We start from the raw sequence: 17271 nt of genomic DNA on the forward strand, positions 1-17271 counted from the left end.
CCGGAATCGTGCCCGGGTGACCGGCCCCGGATTACTGATCTTGATTTCCCGGGGCATAAACCGGACGAAGACGACAATCGGGACAGAGGTTCACCATGGGCACAGGAAGCATGAGGAAGACGGCGCGCGACGTCATGCACCGCGGCGTGCAGTGCGTCGGCGAGCACGACAGCCTCCGCAGAGCCGCGCAGATGATGCGCGATCTCAACGTGGGCGCGCTGCCCATCTGCGGGGAGGACGACCGGCTCAAAGGCATCATCACCGACCGGGACATCGTCGTGAAGTGCTGCGCCGAGGGCGTGGACCTCGACCGGACCACGGTCGGCCAGTGCGCCCAGGGGAGCCTGATCTGGGTGGACGCGCAGTGCAGCGTCGAAGAGGCGCTCCAGAAGATGGAGCAGCACCAGATCAAGCGCCTGCCGGTGATCGAGAACAAGCGTCTGGTGGGCATGATCAGCGAGGCGGACCTGGCGAAGGAGCTGCCGGACGACATGCTCGCCGAGTTCGTCCACCGGGTCTACGCCACGACCTGATGGCACGGACGGTCCGGGGGCCGGGCGTCGCCGTGGGGAGCGCCCGGCCTTCGTCATGCTCTCCCCCCGTCCCGCGCACCGGGCATGGCATATCGGGATCATCGTCCGGCGGATGCTCATCTCCCCCGTCCCGCGTGATGTGGCATGTCTCCGCCCAGTGCGCGGCCCGGCGTCTTCGCACCCGCGCGTGCGGCTGCTGCGCCGCGTCGAGGACCTGCTCGACACCCCCATGCCGTACGGGACGTCGGCGACGAACGTCGGCTTGACGCCCTTGGAGGCGACCCCGTCGCCGTCGGGCGCCACCCGCTCCTCGGCCCGCTGGTACGCCGAGCTCATCCGGTGTGGTGGCCTGCCCCGAGTAGGGGGTCATCGCCGCCCACTCCCTGGCACGGCATGTCCTCGTCCGTCCGTGGCATGGCATGGCCTCGTCATCCCCGCGTGGCGCGCGTACTCATCCGGCGCTCCGGGCGGGGCGGCGCGCTCGCGAGCGGTGTGGCCCGCATGCCACGGCATCGGCGGCCGTCCCGGTCAGTGGCGGAGCCGGTACACGATGAGGCCGAGCAACCCGGCGGCCCCGGCCGCGAGGCCGCCCCATAACAGGAGCGCCCACCTGGGCGCGCCGCCACCCCCGCCCTGCCGGGCGCTCGCCGTGGGCCGCGCGGTCCGCCGGAGCGCCGAAGGGGTGGGCGAGGCGGTCGCTTTGGGGCGCGCGGACGCGGGCAGGGGCACCCGGTAGACCGGGCTGTGCGCGCCCTCCGACCCGGTGAGCAGGGCCTTGCCGTCCCTGGTGTAGGTGATCGACTCCGCCTGATCCAGCGGCGGCATGGTCAGCCGGGTGATGAGCCTGCCGGGCGCGCGGTAGAGGGACGCCGAGAAGTACGTCCGGATCACGAAGCTCGACCCGTCCGGGGCGTAGGCCGCGTCGGTGGCCATCATCGGGGCCGGGCCGACCCGGCGCAGCACGTTCACCCGGTCGGTCCGGAGCCTGGCGGGGGCCGCGTACACCGATCCGGAGAACTCCTTGCTCACGATGTACAGCCGGCCGGTTCGCGGGTGGACCATGAGGCCTTCGGCGTCGCGCGGCCTGTCCGGGTAGCGGAGGCGATACCGGGTGGCCCGGAGCGTCGCGTCGCGCAGCGACCGGGGCTCGGCGACCCGGTACACCGAGATGTCCGGCCACGTGCCGAGGTTGTCGCCGATGTCGCCGATCCAGAGCACCCCGCGCCCGGTGGCCGGGTCGACCGAGGCCGCTATGGCCTCCCAGTCGCGGGCGGTCGCACCGGCGATGGTGAAGGTCGCCCGGGTGCGCCCGTCCATGCCGACCGCGTAGACATGGGGGCCGTCGCCGCTGTCGTTGATCGTGTAGACGATGCCCTTGTGCGTCGGCGAGGCGGCCAGCCCGCTCGACTCCCGGATGCGCGGGTCCCGGAACCGGAACACCAGCCGCTCCCGGCCCTCCGCCGCCGCCGCGAGCGCAGGGGCATGCCGTTCCGCCGGCCGTACCGCCGGATGGGCCGCCGCCGAAGCCGGCGCCCCGGCCGCGAGGGCGCACACCGCCGCGAGCGCCGCCAGGAGGGCCACCGGCCTCCGGGACCGGCGCCGGCGGCCGGGCCGGGCACGCCGTGTCCACGCCGCTGCCGCACTCCGCATGCGGCCATCCTCCCCGATGCGCGGCTCGGCCGCGCAGCCCGGCGGCGCCCCTGTGGAGAACTCTGACGGAAGCCACGGGACCGCCGTACGGTCGGGTGCGAACGCCGGCCGTACGGAGGGGGAGGAGACGCGCCCGCCCGCCACGGCCGCCATCCCGGCGGGCGCGCCCCGGCAACAGCGAGAGCAGCGCCGCCCCGGGCACCCCTCGGCCGGCGTGCACCGGCCCGGCCGGTGGACCCTTGCCCGGCGCGACCAGGGCGAACGGCACCGGACGTTCGCGGGAGCGTCGCCCGCCACGGCGCTGACGGCTCGTACGGTCCACCGCCCCGGGCGGGTTCACCGCCGCGAGCCGTGCCGTACCGGTCCATTCCCACCAGATCGCCACCCGCGGCGAGCGGCGCCGCGCCGGACGAGCGCCGCCCACCCATGCGCAGGTACGGCTATGTAGGTTGCATTCCTACTTATCTGGCTTTAACTTATAGATGGCCACAAGACATAGATAGGAGGGGAAATGGTGGCGCTCGTACTCGCCGCCGCGCTCGTCGGCTACCTGACCGTGATCACGCCGTTGCTGGGCAAGCACACCTACGACCGCCTCGCGCGGACCCGGGACCGCGACCCGGACGCGCTGGGCCGCACGTACCGGCTGTGGATCACCGAGACCTGGGCGATCGCCGCCGTGGCCTTGATCACCGCGCACCTTGCCGGACTCGGCCCGGAGCAGATCGGCCTCTCACTCGGCTCCGACCCCGCCTACACCGCCGCCCTTCTCGGCGGGATGGTCCTCGCGGTGGCCGGGGTGGCCGTGGCGCAGCGGCGCGGCCTGCGGCTGCCCGCCCCGGCACCCGGGGCGTCGGCGCTGCTGCCCCGCACCGCGAAGGAGCGGCGCCAGGCCATCGCGCTGTCGATCACCGCGGGCGTGTGCGAGGAGCTCATCTTCCGCGGCGTGCTGATCGGGCTCGGCGCCCACGTGCTGGGGCTGCCGCTGCCCGTGGCCGCCGGGCTCTCCCTCGCCGTGTTCGTGTTCGGTCACCTCTACCAGGGCTGGAAGTCGATGCTCGTGGTGGCCCTGTTGGGGCTCGTCCTCACCTTCGCCTACCTGCGCACCGGGGGCCTGCTGCTGCCCATCGCGATGCACATCCTCATCGACGTGCGCGGCCTGGTGCTCAGCCCGGCCGACGGGCCGCGCGAGGCGGCGGCCGTGCGAGGATGAGCCCCATGACGGCCGATCGACGCGCGAGCTGGCTCAAAGGAGTGCTCGACCTGCTGGTCCTGGCCAGCCTGAGCGACGGCGAGAGCTACGGCTACCAGATCGCCAAGACCCTCGCCGACGCCGGGCTGGGGCAGATCAAGGGCGGCACCCTCTACCCCGTGCTCAACCGGCTCGAAGAGGCCGGGCTGCTGGCGACCGAGTTCCGCGCCGCCGAGCGCGGGCCCGGCCGCCGCTACTACCGGCTCACCGCTGAGGGCCGTCGCACGCTCGAGGAGGAAGGGGCCCGCTGGCTCGCCTTCGACGAGTCGGTGCGGGCCGTGCTGACCAAGGGACGGTCCCGATGAGCGGCACCTACTTCGATGAGCTGTACTTCGATGAGCTGGCCGTACGGCTGCGCGAGGCGGGGGTGCCGGCCGAGCGCATCGTCGCCACCGTGGACGACCTGCGCGCCTACCTCGCCGACAGCGGCGGCGACCCCGAGGAGGAGTTCGGCCCGGCCGCCGCCTTCGCCGAACACCTGGTCGCGACCACAGACCACGCGGACGGCGGCACCGCCACGGGTGAGCGGTGGACGTGGACCGCCGGCATCTTCACCGACCAGCAGCGGCTCAACGAGTTCGGCGAGCAGGGGTGGGAGGTGCAGGGCATCGACCGGCTCGGCCGGTTCGTCTGCACCCGCGACCCCGAACACCCCCAGCGCTGGGAGTACCGCCGCGAGGTGGTCACCCCGACCGGCCGGGACGCGCTCACCCAGCGGCTCGCCCCCGAAGGCTGGGAGCCCTGCGGCACCTGGTTCTGCTACGCCTACTACAAGCGCCCCCACGCCGCGCTCGTCGGCCCCGAGGCGAAGATCGGCGACCCGCCGCCGCGGCCCGGCCGGCGCCTGTTCTTCAGCCCGGCCCTGTACGGCTTCGCCGCCGTCGCCTTCACCGCCGCGGTGGCACTCGGGCTGTCGAGCCTCGCCGTGCTGGACCGGGCCGGCCTCGATGACGACGACGGCCCCTCCACGCTGCTCGGCATGGCCGTCGGCGCGCTCAGCGCGCTCGTGGTCATCGGCGCGATCGCCGCCATCGCCGAGCTCATCCACCGGCGACGCCGGCGACGCTGAGCCGTACCGGCGGGCATGGCGTCACGGCGGGGTGGCGAGGGCGCCCGCCGTGGAGACTCCTGACGGAGGCCACGGGACCGCCGTACGGTCGGGTGCGAACTCGGGTGCGAACGCGGGCCGTACGGGGAGAGAGGAGATGCGCGTGACCGGTCCGCTCGTGGCGGCCGGCCTGGTGGGCCTGGTGATCGTATGGGCGGAGCTCGTCCACTGGCGCTCGTCCCGCCGCCTGACCAACCCGGATCACGGCGGAACGGAGGCCGTGGTCGTCCTGGGCTACCGGAATCCGCGCGCTGACCGGGCGAACGCGCTCAACCGCTGGCGGGTCCGCGCCGGGCTGCGGTCGATCGATCCCGGGGCGCCGTCGACCCGCCTGATCCTCTCCGGAGGCCCGTACGAGGCGCTGGTGATGGCCCGCTACGCGACCGAGGTCCGCGGGTACGCGGGTGAGGTGGTCTGCGAGACGGAGTCCCGCGGCACCTGGGAGAACGTGCGGAACGTCATCCCGTACCTCGAGGACCGGGAGCGCATAAAGATCGTTTCCAACCCGCTCCACGCGGAGAAGGCGCGGCGGTACCTCTGGCGGCAGCGGCCGGACCTCGCCGCCCGGCTGGTCCCGGCGGCCGACTACCGGCCGGGCGAGTGGGCACCGCTCAAGCCGTTCTTCGCCGCGTACGGCCTGCTCGATCTGGCCCAGAGCGAGCGGAGACTCGCCGCCCGGAACCGGTAGGGCGCCGGCTGATCGCACCGGGCACGGCGGGTGATCACGCGGCGGGGACCACCCGCTCGTCCCAGTCGATCCGGTAGTCGTACATCCAGGCCAGGGAGTCGCGCTTGGCCATCTGCCGCATCACCACGGGCAGGATCAGGTCGCGGAAGAAGGCCCCGACGATGCCGGGCGCCTTGCCGTTGCCGTTGCGCTTGCCCTGGGCCACGATCCGCTCCACCCGGGACCGCCGCAACCGCTCGAACGCGGCGAACGCGTCCACCGGCCGGTCCGCGTCCCGCAGGCACTTGGCGAGCACCACCGCGTCCTCGATCGCCATCGAGGCGCCCTGGCCGGACGCGGGCGAGGTGGCGTGCGCGGCGTCGCCGATGATGATCATCCGCTCGGTGTACCACTTCGGCACGCTCGGGAAGTCGTACGTGATCCACGGGGCCGGGATGGTCTCCGTGGCCCGGATGATGTCCTGCATCGGGCCCTCATCGCCCTCGAACAGGTCGAGCAGGAGCGCGCGCCACCGCTGCGGGCTGATCTCGGCGAGCTCCTCCCGGGACGGCTCCCGCCGGCTCGGCGGGTTGGCGAACCACCACACCTGCCCGTCGTCCGGGTGGATGAGGTAGCCGAAGAAGCAGCGCCGGCCGAAGATGAAGTGGTTGACGCCGGGCCGTCCCGGCACGGTCACCCCGTCGGCGAACCCGCCCGTGTTGAGCAGGCCGACGTACCGGGCGCGCGGCGCCTCGGGGTCGATGAGCATCCGGGTCCGCGAGCGCAGCCCGTCCGCGCCGATCAGCAGGTCGCCCTCGGCCTGCGTGCCGTCCGCGAAGTACGCGCGCACGCCGTGCAGCGTGGGGGACGCGGAGGTGAGGCGCTTGCCGTAGTGGATGGGCACGCCCGCCCGGACCGCCTCGTCCCGCAGCACCCGGTACAGGTCTGCGCGCTTGATGGTCCGGCTGGGCTGCTCGAACACGGCCAGCCGCCTGCCCCGGCCGTTGGTGATCTCCATGATCGGGGTGTCCACGCCGAGGTCGCGGACGAGGTCGTAAAGGTTCAGGACCCGCAGCGCCTCGAGCCCGTTGACCGCGAGGGTGAGGAAGGCGCCGACGCCCTCGGCGCCCCGGTCGTACTCCTCGTAGATCTCGCTGTCGATCCCCGCGCGCCGGAGGGCCAGCGCGGCCACGGGACCGGCGATGCCCCCACCGATGATCAGTGCCTTCATAGTCATAGAGCGACTATACATTTCATGACTATTCACAGCAAGACCGATACGATGAGTGCCATGCCGACGCGACGATCCCCATTGGCCATGGCGCTGCTCTCGCTCGTGTGCGAGGAACCGATGCACGCGTACCGCATGCAGCAACTGATCAAGGAGCGGCACAAGGACGATGTGGTCAACGTCGCGCAGCGCAACAGCGTCTACCAGACCATCGACCGGCTCCTCCGGGACGGGCTGATCGCGGTACGGGAGACCACCCGCCAGGAGAACCGGCCGGAGCGCACCGTCTACGAACCCACCGAGCTCGGCCGCCAGACCCTGCGGCAGTGGATGCGCCAGATGCTCTCCACGCCGGCCCGGGAGTTCCCCGAGTTCCCCGCCGCGCTCGCGTTCCTGCCGGTGCTGCCGCCCGAGGAGGTGACGGCCGCGCTCCGCGAGCGGCTCACCCACTTGGAGGAGCGGCTGGCCGTGGTCGACGCCGAGCTCACCCAGAGCCGGGCGTTCCTCCCCCGCCTCTTCCTCGTGGAGACGGAGTACCAGCGGGCCGTGCTCCAGACCGAGCTGGACTTCGTCCGCGGGCTCGTCGCGGACCTGGAGGCGGGCCGCCTCGCCTGGGACCACCTGCTCTGAGCGATCCGGAGTGTCGCCCCGCCCACCGGCCCGCACCGGTTCCTAGGGTGGGTGCCATGGAGTACGCACGGCTCGGACGCACCGGACTGAAGGTCAGCAGGCTCTGCCTGGGCACGATGAACTTCGGCCCGCAGACCTCGGAAGAGGACGCCCACGCGATCATGGATCGCGCCCACGAGCTGGGGATCAACTTCTTCGACACGGCCGACGTCTACGGCTGGAAGAAGGGCGAGGGCGTCACCGAGCAGATCATCGGCCGGTGGTTCGCCAAGGGCGGCGGCCGCCGGGAGCGGACGGTCATCGCCACCAAGGTCTACGGCTCGATGGGCGACTGGCCGAACGAGGACCGCCTCTCGGCGCTGCACATCAAGCGGGCGGTCGAGGGGTCGCTGCGGCGTCTGCAGACCGACTACATCGACCTCTACCAGGCCCACCACATCGACCGGGACACCCCGTTCGAGGAGTTCTGGGAGGCCATGGAGGTCCTGCGCCAGCAGGGCAAGATCCTGTACGTCGGCTCGTCGAACTTCGCCGGCTGGCACCTGGCCAAGGCACAGGAGGCGGCGCGGCGGCGCAACACCCTCGGCCTGGTGAGCGAGCAGTGCCACTACAACCTGCTCAACCGCGCGGTCGAGCTGGAGGTCCTCCCCGCCGCCGAGGACTACGGCATCGGGGTGATCCCGTGGAGCCCGCTCGCGGGCGGCCTGCTCGCCGGCGTGCTGCGCAAGGCCGACAAGGGCCGGTCGGCGGCCGAGCACATGGTCGCCCAGCTCGAGAAGCACCGCGACAAGATCCAGCGGTTCGAGGCGCTCTGCGACGAGCTCGGCGAGCAGCCGGCGAACGTCGCGCTCGCCTGGCTCCTCCGGCGGCCCGCCGTCACCTCGCCGATCATCGGCCCGCGCACCGTGGAGCAGCTCGACGGCGCGATCCGGGCGGTGGAGATCACGCTGGACGACAAGGTGCTGGCGAGGCTCGACGAGATCTTCCCCGGCCCGGGCGGCCCGGCGCCCGAGGCCTACGCCTGGTGATCATCTCAGCAGCGAGCCGACGACCACGATGAGCACGAGCAACGTGAGCACCGTGGGCAGCAACCAGCGACGAGGACGGTCCACGCTTGGAGCCTAACGTGCGTTCCGGTGGGCTTCGCGCCAAGCCCCGCGCTCCGGTACGGCCGGCGCGGGGCGGGGTGCCGCCCGGACGCGGCGCCTGGACCGGGCGTCCGGGCGGTCAGCCGTCGTCACGGAGCGGGTAGGAGTCCACGGTCTCGTAGCGCACCCGCGCGCCGAGGTGGCTCTGCACCAGGTGCACGGCCTCGGCCCGCCAGCGCAGCCCGCGGAACGCGCGCAGCGCGTCGACCAGCGGCCGCAGGTCGCCGCCGTGGCGTGCCCGGGCCAGGGTGAGGTGGGGGTGGAACGGCTTCCGGTCCACCTGCGCCCCGGCCCGCAGCGCGCCGGCGGCGACCTCCCCGGCGAGCCGGGTCAGCGACGGGCCGGCGGTGAGGCCGACCCAGAAGACCCGGCCCCGGTCCGGGGAGGGGAACGCCCCAGCCCCGGTGAACGACAGGTCGAGCGGCCGGTGCCGGGCCGCCGCCCGGGCCAGCCGTACCCGAAGGTCCGGGAGGACGGCGTCGGGCACGTCGCCGAGGAAGGCGAGCGTCACGTGCCAGAGCTCCGGGTCCACCCAGCGCAGCAGCGGCCACTCGTCGCGCAACCGCCCGACCGCCGCGTCGATCTCATCCAGCGCCTTCTGCGGCGGTAGCAGGGCCACGAACAACCGGCTCACCCGCCGATTCCTTTCTCTCACCCTCGGTCTTGCCCGCGATGAGCCGGGTCAGCAGCAGGGCGAGGCCGACCCCGGCGACGCTCAGCGACCCCGCGGTGGCGACCGCGGCCCGGATGCCGATCAGCTCGGTCAGCCACCCGACCAGCGGCGCCCCGATCGGCGCTCCGCCGGTGAGCACGAGGACGTAGATCCCGGTGACCCGGCCGCGCATGTGGGGAGAGGCGCCGAGCTGCACCATCGTATTCGCCGTCGTGTTCACGCTGATCATCGCCATCCCGGCGGGGAGCAGCACCGCGAGGAAGGCGGGGTACGCCGGGGCGATCGCGGCCGCGATCTGGAAGGTCCCGAAGCAGATCGCCCCGATGAGCAGGAACCGGCGGCTCGGCGCCACCCGCCGTGCGGCGAGCAAGGCGCCGCCGAGGGCTCCGATCGCGAACGCGCTCGACGCGATGCCGAACGAGGACGCCCCCGCCTTGAAGACCTCGCGCGCCATCAGCGCGATGCTCGCCGAGAAGCTCTGCATGAAGATCGCCATGAAGCCGACCACGAGGATGGGCAGCAGCAGGGCGGGTCGGCGCCGGACGTACCGGAACCCCTCCCGGAGCTGGCCCTTGGCCCGCTTGACCGGCTCGGGGGTGTGCAGCTCGGCGGTGCGCATCATGGCGAGGCCGGCGATGACCGCGGCGAACGACACCGCGTTGAGCATGTAGATCGGCCCGGTGCCCAGCCAGTGGATGAGCAGGCCGGCGACGGCCGGTCCGACGACCCTGGCGAGGTTGAACGATGAGCTGTTGAGCGCGATCGCGTTCGGCAGGTCCTTCCGGCCGACCATCTCCACGACGAAGGACTGCCGGGTCGGCACCTCGACACAGGAGACGCAGCCGAGGAGGAAGGCCATCACGTAGACGTGCCAGACCTGCGCCGTGCCGCTGAGCACCAGCACGCCCATGACCAGCGCGAGCAGCCCCATGAGCGACTGGGCCACGATGAGCACCCGCCGCTTGGGGTAGCGGTCGGCGATCATCCCGCCCCAGAGCCCGAACAGCAGCACCGGGAGGAACTGCAGCGCCACGGTGATGCCGAGGGCGGAGCCGCTGCCGCGGGTGAGGTCGAGGACGAGCCAGTCCTGGGCGGTCCGCTGCATCCAGGTGCCGACGTTGGAGATCACTCCACCGGCGGCGAACAGCCGGAAGTTGTAGTTGCGCAGCGAGCGGAAGAGCCCGCCTACATTCTGGAGAGCTTCTCCAGAATCGGCGCGGCCGACCGGAGGATCTCCTTCTCCTCCGGCGTCAGCTCCGCCAGCCGCTGGGCCAGCCACGCCTCCTTCGCCCGCCGCTCCTCCTGGAGCAGCGCCGCCCCCTTCGGGGTCACGGTGATCGTCACCTGCCTGCGGTCGGTCGGATGGGGCCTGCGCTCCAGCAGGCCCCGCTCCTCCAGTTTGGCGATCACGCGCGTCATTGAGGGGGGCTGCACCTTCTCCAGCTCCGCGAGCTCGCCGGGGGTTACGGCAGGGCGCCGTTCCACGGCGGACAGCGTCGCGAGCTGGGTGGGTGTCAGCGCATGCTGGGAGGCCTGCCTGCGCAGGCGCCGGTTCAGCCGGGCGAGTGACACGCGGAGCGCGGATGCGAGTCCGGCGTCGGTACGGAGATTCTCGTCGTTCGTTAGCATGTCTCATTACCCTTGCTAACAATATGACCGGCGCCGGTATTCCCGCCCGTCACACGCCCAACAGGCTCCTGATCGGCTCCATGGCGAAGTAGATGACGAAGAGGCCCGCCACGAGCCAGAGCAGGAAGCTGATCTCCCGTGCCTTACCCCGGACCGCCTTGATGAACACGTAGCTGATGAAGCCCGCGCCGATGCCGACCGTGATGGAGTAGGTGAACGGCATCAGCACGATCGTCAGGAACGCCGGGATCGCGACCTCGAAGTTGGAGAAATCGATCTCCTTGACCTGGGTCATCATGAGGAACCCGACGATGACGAGCGCGGGCGTCGCCGCCTCGAACGGCACCACCTCGGTGAGCGGCGCGAGGAACATCGACAGCAGGAACAGCACGCCGGTGACCACGCTCGCCAGCCCGGTCCGCGCGCCCTCACCCACGCCGGCCGCGGACTCGACGTAGGTGGTGTTCGAAGAGACGCTGGCCGCACCGCCGGCCGCGGCGGCGAGCGAGTCGACCAGCAGGATCTCCCGGGTCCGCTCCAGGCTGCCGTCCGGCTTGACCAGGCCGGCCTGCCGGCCGACGCCGACGATCGTGCCCATAGTGTCGAAGAAGTCGGCGAGCATGAGCGTGAACACGAGCATCACGGCGGCGAGCCCGCCGACCTTGGCGAAGCCGCCGAAGAGGCTGAACTGGCCGAGCAGCGACAGGTCGGGGAGCTCGATCAGCGAGGAGGGCAGCGTCGGCACGTTCAGCGACCACGCGTCGGGGTTGACGGTCTTGCCGTCGACCACCTGCGGGCCGAGCTTGGCGATCGCCTCCACGATGATCGCCAGCACGGTCGAGCCGAGGATGCCGATGAGGATCGCGCCCTTGACCTTGCGCGCGACCAGGAACGCGGTGCCGAGCAGGCCGATGACGAAGACCAGGGTCGGCCAGCCGGTGAGCGAGCCGGTGCCGAGCGAGCCGAGCTGCACCGGGACCGTGGTGCCGGCCGCGTCGGGGACGCGCCGGACGAAGCCCGCGTCGACGAAGCCGATGAGCGCGATGAAGAGCCCGATGCCGACGCTGATCGCGGTCTTGAGCTCGGGCGGGATCGCGCGGAACACGGCGGCCCGGAAGCCGGTGAGGACGAGGATGGTGATGATGATGCCCTCGAGCACCACCAGGCCCATCGCGTCCTCCCAGGACATCTGGCTCGCCACCCCGAACGCCAGGAACGCGTTCAGGCCGAGGCCGGTCGCGATCGCGAAGGGCACGCGGCCGAACACGCCCATCGCGATCGTGAAGATGCCGGCCACGAAGGACGTGGCCGCGGCGATGAGCGGGAGGTTGGGCGAGGAGCCGTCACCGAGGTACTCCCCGGTGGCGTCCGCGACGGTGCCGATGATGAGCGGGTTCAGCACCACGATGTAGGCCATGGTGAAGAACGTGGCGAGCCCGCCACGGATCTCCTGGCCTATGGTCGAGCCACGGGCGGTGATGGAGAAGTAGCGATCAAGGAAGCCCGTCGGGGCGCTCTTGGCGGTGTTGGCGGAGTCCGTGCTAGTCACGCGCGAACTGTGACAGCCCATTACCACTTTCCAAAAGGGTTTTGCGGGGAGATTTTCCGGACTGTAACGTTTTCGTCATAAACGTTACGTTTCACCCGTGGGGCAGCACCCGGCCAGGGCAGGCCGACGGCCCGTACGCACCGCACGGCCGGAGGCCCGCGGTCCGCGCACCGCACGGCCACAGGCCGGCGGTGCGCACACACCACAAGGCCGGAAGGCCGGCGGCCCGCCGCCGCGCGCCCAGGGTCCGGCCGGAGCCGTCCGGCTCCGGAGGAGAACCGGCTGACCGGCCCCGCACCCCGTGACCTCACGCCGCGCCCCGGGTCCGCGTGCCACCGTATCCGAGCCCGGAGACTGCTCGGGCCGCACCCCGCCCTCTCGCACGGCCGGCCTGCGGTGACCGCGCCCCGCCACCCGGAACGGCGGCCCCCGGCCACCGCGGCCCCGAGCCTCCGGAAGGCGGCGGCCGGCGGGCGGCGTCTAAGCTTGCGCACGTGACCCAGCGGCGCCAAGAGGAACTCAAGCCCATCGAGACCCACGACACCGCGACCATCCTGGTCGGCACGGTCCTGTGGGTGATCGCCCTCCTGGCCATGGTGCTGGTGGTCAAGCCGGCCGACCCCCGCCCGGTCTGGACCTGCGTCGCCGGCATCGGGCTCGGCCTCTTCGGCCTCGGCTACGTCCGGATCCGCGACGCCCGCCGCAAGCGGCGCTCGACCGGCGCCTGATCGCTCACCACGGCCGGCCGGCGCCGGACGCTCACAGCGACGTCACCGGGTCGAGGTCGGCCTCGGCGAGCAGAATCGGGACCCGGGCCGGATCGCGGAGCAGGGCGGCGACGGCGAGCCGATCGCCCCATTGACCGGCCGCCCAGGCGAGGCCGCGGGCGAGCCCGTCCACGCCCGAGGCGTGCACGGTCCCCTCGTAGTACCGCCACGGCACCGGCCGCCCGTCGACGAGCAGGCGCTCGTGCTCCACGTAGGTGGCCGGGGCGTCCGGCAGCAGCGAGCGCACCTCGGCGGGCACCGGCCGCTCCACCCCGGTGGAGGTCACCTCGCCGGTGACCACCTCCCCGGCGATGGGCAGGTCGAGCACCTCGGCGAGCGACTCGGCGAGGTCGAACGGCGCGAGGATGAGCGGCCGGTCCTCGACCAGCGGCAGCAGGTCGGGCGCCTCCACCACGACCGGGCCGTCGGAGACGTCGGCGACGACCACCGAGCCCTTGCGGATCGCCCGCACCGCGTCCGGCGGGGTGACCCGCTGCGGGTCCACGCCGGCGAGCGCGATCCACAGCGCGCGGAGCTGGGCCCGGTCCACCTCGGCCTCCGGGTCGGCGAGCCGCTCGAGCAGCTCGTCCGGCCCGCCGTACGAGGCGAGCAGCTCGCCGAGCGACGACCGGACCCCGATGAGCTTGAGCGCCTCCTCGTCGATGACCGCCGGCGCCTCGCCGTACAGGCCGAACAGCAGGGGGTCGCCCGAGGCGAGCCGCAGCTCGGTGGGGCGCCTGCCGGCGAGCACCGGGTGCCGCGACAGCCACCACGCCGTGTACGACGGCACGTCCACCGTCTCCCCGCCGGCGAGCACGCGCAGCGGCTGGAGGGCCCGGCGCAGCGGCGGGCGGGCGAGCAGGGTGAGCGCCGCGGTCCAGTCGGCGATGTACTCCAGGTCGCGCACGGCCATGAACTCCGGGGCGACGGCCGGCACGTCGCTCTCGGGCAGCAGCTCGTAGATCGCCTCCAGCCACTCCTCCTCGCCGTCGAGGCCGTGGTCGCACTCGGCCGGGTCGAGCACCACGTCGTGGTCGTGCACCACGGCGAACCCGTCGAGCACCCCGGCCGCGGTGAGCACCCGGGGGCCGTAGCGCTCCACCAGGTCGGGCGCGGCCACCCCGAACCGCACCTCGGGGTCGATCATCTTGGCGAGGGCGCCGTCGGCGAGGAGGAGGTCGCCGGCCGCGTACCGCTCGCCGTCCGCGCTGCGGAGCGCGAGATCGGCGAGCCACGGCGCCTCCCCGGCGGTGAGCCCGGCCGCCTCCACCAGGGTGAGCACGGCCTGCGCCACGGGCTCGGGGTCGGGGCTGTCGAGCGACTCGGCGACCGCGGTCCGGGTGAGCGGGTCGTCGAGCACGGTGCGCGGGGTCGCCTCGGCCGCGCCGAGCCGGAGCAGCAGCGGGTGGACCGCGTCCGGATGGACGATCCGCAGCCCGAGCGGCGCGAGCAGCGCCGGGTCGAGCCGCTCCGGCCCCTCGGAGAGCACGAGCGTGCCGCGCGGCCCCCGCACCAGCCGCCCGTCGGCGAGCGGCACCGGGATGGCCGCGATCGCCTCCAGGTCGTCGGCCGGGAGCACCTCGTACAGCGACCGCCACCAGGCCGGGTCCTTGTCCCGGACCGCGTCGCCGGAGAGCATGTCCACCGCGTCGGCGAGGTCGATCCGCCGGACCCCGAGGGTGGTGAGCGCCGGGTGCCGCGACGGCCAGTCCGCGGGCAGCAGGCCGGGGACGATGCCGGCGATCTTCTCCAGGAACGCGGCCGGACCGGGCACGGCCTTCGCCTCCCGGCCCGGGACCGGCTCGGGCGCCACGGCCCCGCCCTCCCCGGAGAGCACCGGGAGCAGCGGGGTGTCCGGGAGCATCCGGATGATCTCGTGGCGGATGGCCGCGTCGAGCTCGCCCTTGCCGATCAGGGACGGCACGAGGTCGAGGAGCGCGGGGGTCTTCGGCAGCTCCCGCAAGAGCCGGACGTACGCCTTCGCCGCCTCGCGGGCGAGGAAGTCGGTGAGCGGGCCGGGGGCGACGTGCCGCCGGTCGGTGGTCATCGGGAAGGTGGCGATCAGCAGCGCCGGCAGGTCGATCGGCTCGTCGCTCGGGGTCGGCGCGTGCAGCACCCGGGGCACATCGCCCGTGCCGCCGCCCTCCCGCACGGCCCACCGCACCTCCCAGTACGGCCGGGCCCGCTCCTCGGTGGGGCGGTCGGCGAACAGCTCGGCCACCTGCTCGGGGGTGAACTCGCCCGAGGCGGTGACCACGCGCCAGCCCTCGGCGGTGATCGTCCGGCACCGCCCGTCGACCTCGATCTCGATGCGCTCGAGCGCGGGCAGGGCGATCGGCAGGGCCGGGCTCGCCTCGTCGAGCATGCGCCGTACCGCCTGCTCGGCCGCCTCATCGCGGAGGGGCAGCCGGACGACCGTGTCGAAGCCCTCGGGGACCTCCAGGTCCTCCACCGGGAACGGCAGGCGGAGCAGGGGGACGTGCCCGTCCCGGCGGGCCAGCTCCTCGGCGAGCTCGGGCCGGGCGGCCACGAGCTCGGCCGTCTCCGCCCGGGACCAGCGCACCCCGCCGGTGGCCCGCGACATGATCGCCGGGGTGTCGGTGACCGAGACCACGGCGGCGAAGCCGACGCCGAACCGGCCGGCCGCGCCGATGTCGTCCTTCTTCGCCGAGGCGCGGAGCGTGCACAGGCTCTCCACCCCGGCCGCGTCGAGCGGGGCGCCGACGTTGGCGGCGTAGAGGACGCCGTCCCGGAGCGTCAGCCGCAGGCGGCCGGGCACCCCGGCGCGGAGCGCGGCGTCCGCGGCGTTCTGGGCGAGCTCCACCACCAGCCGGTCGCGGTACCCGCCGAGGGCGAAGTCCTCCTCGGCGTTGGCGTCCTCCCGGAACCGGGCGGGCGAGGCCGTCCACGCGTCGAGAACGGTCTGGCGCAGTCGTTCGGTGTCGAACATGCTCAGGAATTGTTCACGGGTTCCGTCGCGGCCTCGGTCTCGCCCTCATCCTCGCCGAAGTCCACCGGCTCGAAGCCGGTGTCGTCGAGGATCGGCGGCGCCGGCTCCGGGACGGGCGAGGGCAGCTCCGCCTCCGAGTGGGCACCGCACCCGTGGTCGGCGGAGACGACCCGGCCGTCGTCCGGGGCGTACTCGTTCGCGCACACGCCGAAGAGCTGGCCGAGCGAGCCGGCGAGCGGCCAGTAGAACCCGCAGGTGCCGCACTGTCCCGGGGCCGCCTGGGCGATCGGGGCGTTCGGTCCCCCCTGACCGGAGTACCACCGGTCGGCGGCCCGATCCCGGCCGATGGCGGAGAGCACCCGGGCCCGGCCCAGGCCGAACTCGAAGACGGACTGCCGGTCGAGCTCCTCGCTCGTCGAGGTGTAGCCGGGGACCAGCCGCTCGTCGTCGGCCTGCGCGGGCAGCAGGTCGCCCACACCGAGATCACCGGGACGGAGCCGTTCGTGCCACGGCACCCAGCGCGGGGCGAGCAGCGCGCCCTCCCCCGGCAGCAGCACGGTCTCGCTCACCGTGACGTGCCGCGCCCGGGCCGCCCGGGCGACCGTGACCGCCCAGCGCCAGCCGCGGTAGGCACGGTTGAGACACTCGAAGTAGTGCGTGACGACGCGGTCGCCCTCGTTGTCGAAGCCGAGATGCGCACCCACCTCGCCGGGCCCAGCGATCTCCTCCGCGGCCTGGCGGGCCAGATCGGTCGCCGCCACGCACGCCGCGTCGGCTCGGGTGCTTCGGATTCGGGAACGACTCACACTCCATTCTCACCCACTTCACGAGCGGCCCGCACCGTGACCGGGCCGCTCGGAGGGGATCTCATGGAGAGGAGATCGGTGTCCGGGTGCGCCCGGGCCGGCCGGGGGCGCCGTGGCCCGTCGCCCCCGGTCAGCCGTCGAGATCGTCGGCGACCGCGCGCAGCACCACGGCCGCCTTCTTGGCGAGCGCGGCGTCCGGCTGCCTCCCCTTCTGGTAGAAGGACTGGAGTTCGTCGAGTAGCTTGATCAAGTCCTCGACGATCACCGCCATCTCATCCGGCTTCTTCCGCTTCAGCCTGCCTCTGGCTCCCCTCGCCAGGGTGGGTGGCTCGATGATCCTTACCGACAAGGCCTGCTGACCACGGCGGCTCTCCGCGATACCGAACTCGACTTTCTGTCCGGGTTTCAGCGCGGTCACGCCTTTGGGCAGCACAGAGGAATGCACGAAGACCTCACCGCCGTCATCGCGGGTGAGGAAGCCGAAACCCTTTTCGGCGTCGTACCACTTGACCTTGCCACTCGGCACAGGGTGACCTCGTTCAGACTGTCGTGAAGGTGATGGATGTAGGTTATGCCCACAGAGAGGCCACGTGGACCTACTCCGTGGTAGTAAGAGCCTCACATAGTTGAGATCTATTCGCGACTCGGAATCGTTCCCGGAAACGACCATACGATGGA

The 17271-nt window shown here is 72.6% G+C and carries 17 protein-coding genes; 8 read left to right on the forward strand and 9 right to left on the reverse strand.

Annotated elements, in window-relative coordinates:
• The first annotated feature begins 110 nt into the window (after nucleotides 1-110).
• Nucleotides 111-533 (forward strand): CBS domain-containing protein, encoded by a 423-nt coding sequence (locus tag TBIS_RS16295; RefSeq protein WP_148231549.1) that lies wholly within the window; start codon nucleotides 111-113, stop codon nucleotides 531-533.
• Between the two features lie 528 nt (nucleotides 534-1061).
• Here the strand turns inward: TBIS_RS16295 and TBIS_RS16300 are convergent.
• Nucleotides 1062-2114: a hypothetical protein gene (locus TBIS_RS16300; protein WP_148231550.1), complete on the reverse strand. Its 1053-nt coding sequence runs from the start codon at nucleotides 2112-2114 to the stop codon at nucleotides 1062-1064.
• Nucleotides 2115-2694: 580 nt separating this feature from the next.
• Here TBIS_RS16300 and TBIS_RS16305 point away from each other — a divergent pair.
• The 4 genes from TBIS_RS16305 to TBIS_RS16320 all read left to right on the forward strand — a co-directional run bounded on the left by TBIS_RS16305 (nucleotide 2695) and on the right by TBIS_RS16320 (nucleotide 5231).
• Nucleotides 2695-3396 (forward strand): CPBP family intramembrane glutamic endopeptidase, encoded by a 702-nt coding sequence (locus TBIS_RS16305; protein WP_013133503.1) that lies wholly within the window; start codon nucleotides 2695-2697, stop codon nucleotides 3394-3396.
• A 5-nt stretch (nucleotides 3397-3401) separates the two neighbouring features.
• Nucleotides 3402-3740, forward strand: a complete 339-nt coding sequence (locus TBIS_RS16310; protein ID WP_013133504.1) for a PadR family transcriptional regulator — start codon at nucleotides 3402-3404, stop codon at nucleotides 3738-3740.
• Nucleotides 3737-4504, forward strand: a complete 768-nt coding sequence (locus TBIS_RS16315) for a hypothetical protein (protein ID WP_013133505.1) — start codon at nucleotides 3737-3739, stop codon at nucleotides 4502-4504. The genes TBIS_RS16310 and TBIS_RS16315 overlap by 4 nt, the downstream gene beginning before the upstream one ends.
• 136 nt (nucleotides 4505-4640) lie before the next feature.
• Nucleotides 4641-5231, forward strand: a complete 591-nt coding sequence (locus TBIS_RS16320) for a YdcF family protein (protein ID WP_013133506.1) — start codon at nucleotides 4641-4643, stop codon at nucleotides 5229-5231.
• Nucleotides 5232-5265: 34 nt separating this feature from the next.
• Here the strand turns inward: TBIS_RS16320 and TBIS_RS16325 are convergent, their stop codons facing one another.
• Nucleotides 5266-6447 (reverse strand): FAD-dependent monooxygenase, encoded by a 1182-nt coding sequence (locus tag TBIS_RS16325; protein ID WP_013133507.1) that lies wholly within the window; start codon nucleotides 6445-6447, stop codon nucleotides 5266-5268.
• 54 nt (nucleotides 6448-6501) lie between these two features.
• On the opposite strand from TBIS_RS16325, the gene TBIS_RS16330 reads away from it, so the two are divergent.
• Together TBIS_RS16330 and TBIS_RS16335 are read left to right on the forward strand one after the other, a co-directional pair.
• Entirely contained in the window at nucleotides 6502-7071 is a 570-nt protein-coding gene (locus tag TBIS_RS16330) for a PadR family transcriptional regulator (protein ID WP_206771184.1), read from the forward strand.
• Between the two features lie 56 nt (nucleotides 7072-7127).
• Nucleotides 7128-8099, forward strand: a complete 972-nt coding sequence (locus tag TBIS_RS16335) for an aldo/keto reductase (RefSeq protein ID WP_013133509.1) — start codon at nucleotides 7128-7130, stop codon at nucleotides 8097-8099.
• 199 nt (nucleotides 8100-8298) lie between these two features.
• Here the strand turns inward: TBIS_RS16335 and thpR are convergent, their stop codons facing one another.
• From thpR to TBIS_RS16355, 4 genes are read right to left on the reverse strand one after another with little or no spacing between them, the layout of a single operon-like run.
• A complete protein-coding gene (gene thpR, locus TBIS_RS16340) occupies nucleotides 8299-8853 on the reverse strand; it encodes an RNA 2',3'-cyclic phosphodiesterase (RefSeq protein WP_013133510.1) in 555 nt (184 codons plus the stop codon).
• Nucleotides 8804-10060, reverse strand: a complete 1257-nt coding sequence (locus TBIS_RS16345) for an MFS transporter (RefSeq protein ID WP_041432486.1) — start codon at nucleotides 10058-10060, stop codon at nucleotides 8804-8806. The genes thpR and TBIS_RS16345 overlap by 50 nt, the downstream gene beginning before the upstream one ends.
• Nucleotides 10061-10077: 17 nt before the next feature.
• The gene (locus TBIS_RS16350; RefSeq protein WP_013133512.1) at nucleotides 10078-10521 is read right to left on the reverse strand and encodes a MarR family winged helix-turn-helix transcriptional regulator; all 444 of its coding nucleotides are present in this window, start codon (nucleotides 10519-10521) and stop codon (nucleotides 10078-10080) included.
• A gap of 49 nt (nucleotides 10522-10570) precedes the next feature.
• Nucleotides 10571-12091, reverse strand: a complete 1521-nt coding sequence (locus TBIS_RS16355) for an NCS2 family permease (RefSeq protein WP_013133513.1) — start codon at nucleotides 12089-12091, stop codon at nucleotides 10571-10573.
• Between the two features lie 473 nt (nucleotides 12092-12564).
• Here TBIS_RS16355 and TBIS_RS16360 point away from each other — a divergent pair, with 473 nt between their 5' ends.
• Nucleotides 12565-12798 (forward strand): DUF2530 domain-containing protein, encoded by a 234-nt coding sequence (locus TBIS_RS16360; protein ID WP_013133514.1) that lies wholly within the window; start codon nucleotides 12565-12567, stop codon nucleotides 12796-12798.
• Nucleotides 12799-12829: 31 nt separating this feature from the next.
• Here the strand turns inward: TBIS_RS16360 and TBIS_RS16365 are convergent, their stop codons facing one another.
• From TBIS_RS16365 to TBIS_RS16375, 3 genes are all read right to left on the reverse strand, one after another.
• On the reverse strand, nucleotides 12830-15787 hold the full coding sequence (locus TBIS_RS16365) for a sacsin N-terminal ATP-binding-like domain-containing protein (protein ID WP_013133515.1): 2958 nt from the start codon (nucleotides 15785-15787) through the stop codon (nucleotides 12830-12832).
• 2 nt (nucleotides 15788-15789) lie between these two features.
• Entirely contained in the window at nucleotides 15790-16593 is an 804-nt protein-coding gene (locus TBIS_RS16370) for a DUF3027 domain-containing protein (protein WP_013133516.1), read from the reverse strand.
• Nucleotides 16594-16723: 130 nt separating this feature from the next.
• Nucleotides 16724-17119 (reverse strand): cold-shock protein, encoded by a 396-nt coding sequence (locus tag TBIS_RS16375; RefSeq protein ID WP_013133517.1) that lies wholly within the window; start codon nucleotides 17117-17119, stop codon nucleotides 16724-16726.
• Nucleotides 17120-17271: the final 152 nt, after the last annotated feature.

Origin of the sequence: Thermobispora bispora DSM 43833 (assembly GCF_000092645.1) — a bacterium.
Classification (GTDB): domain Bacteria; phylum Actinomycetota; class Actinomycetes; order Streptosporangiales; family Streptosporangiaceae; genus Thermobispora; species Thermobispora bispora.

What these genes read in the sequence shown, in the direction of transcription:
- TBIS_RS16335 (WP_013133509.1), top strand. Translation starts at nt 7,128, where the DNA reads ATGGAGTACGCACGGCTCGGACGCACCGGACTGAAGGTCAGCAGGCTC.
- TBIS_RS16320 (WP_013133506.1), top strand. Translation starts at nt 4,641, where the DNA reads ATGCGCGTGACCGGTCCGCTCGTGGCGGCCGGCCTGGTGGGCCTGGTG.
- TBIS_RS16355 (WP_013133513.1), bottom strand. Translation starts at nt 12,091, where the DNA reads ATGGGCTGTCACAGTTCGCGCGTGACTAGCACGGACTCCGCCAACACC.
- TBIS_RS16325 (WP_013133507.1), bottom strand. Translation starts at nt 6,447, where the DNA reads ATGACTATGAAGGCACTGATCATCGGTGGGGGCATCGCCGGTCCCGTG.
- TBIS_RS16310 (WP_013133504.1), top strand. Translation starts at nt 3,402, where the DNA reads ATGACGGCCGATCGACGCGCGAGCTGGCTCAAAGGAGTGCTCGACCTG.
- TBIS_RS16295 (WP_148231549.1), top strand. Translation starts at nt 111, where the DNA reads ATGAGGAAGACGGCGCGCGACGTCATGCACCGCGGCGTGCAGTGCGTC.
- TBIS_RS16315 (WP_013133505.1), top strand. Translation starts at nt 3,737, where the DNA reads ATGAGCGGCACCTACTTCGATGAGCTGTACTTCGATGAGCTGGCCGTA.
- TBIS_RS16305 (WP_013133503.1), top strand. Translation starts at nt 2,695, where the DNA reads ATGGTGGCGCTCGTACTCGCCGCCGCGCTCGTCGGCTACCTGACCGTG.
- TBIS_RS16330 (WP_206771184.1), top strand. Translation starts at nt 6,502, where the DNA reads ATGCCGACGCGACGATCCCCATTGGCCATGGCGCTGCTCTCGCTCGTG.
- TBIS_RS16350 (WP_013133512.1), bottom strand. Translation starts at nt 10,521, where the DNA reads ATGCTAACGAACGACGAGAATCTCCGTACCGACGCCGGACTCGCATCC.
- TBIS_RS16365 (WP_013133515.1), bottom strand. Translation starts at nt 15,787, where the DNA reads ATGTTCGACACCGAACGACTGCGCCAGACCGTTCTCGACGCGTGGACG.